The sequence below is a fragment of the Streptomyces sp. P17 genome (assembly GCF_032436805.1).
Taxonomy (GTDB): domain Bacteria; phylum Actinomycetota; class Actinomycetes; order Streptomycetales; family Streptomycetaceae; genus Streptomyces.
Genome location: NZ_JAVRBF010000641.1, coordinates 1 through 283 on the forward strand (window position 1 = coordinate 1; position 283 = coordinate 283).

Here is a 283-nt window from a genome sequence, read left to right on the forward strand (position 1 = left end):
CTGATGCAATTGGAACTAGAAGAGGTTAGTCAAGAGAGAAAGACTCAAAAAGTATCTAGAAAGCGCCTAAGTCAATTATCTGAAAAGCAAGTAATCATTGAACGCAATGATTCTCTCTTATCTGAAGAATCAAAACGTTTGGCTGAGCAAACAACACATGGTCCATTTGGGAGCGGAATGGCTTCTGAATTGTCTGAGCTAAGAACGACAAAATCAAAATTATAACTCTCTGTTTATTTGTTATTTTTACTCTTTTCCTGTCTTGAAATGTTATAAATTTCCT

The 283-nt window shown here is 35.0% G+C and carries 1 protein-coding gene; it reads left to right on the forward strand.

Going from position 1 to position 283, the window contains the following annotated elements:
* A partial coding sequence (locus tag RMT89_RS42430) for a hypothetical protein (RefSeq protein WP_315889099.1) occupies positions 1-225 on the forward strand: 225 nt, incomplete at its 5' end.
* Between the last annotated feature and the right edge of the window lie 58 nt (positions 226-283).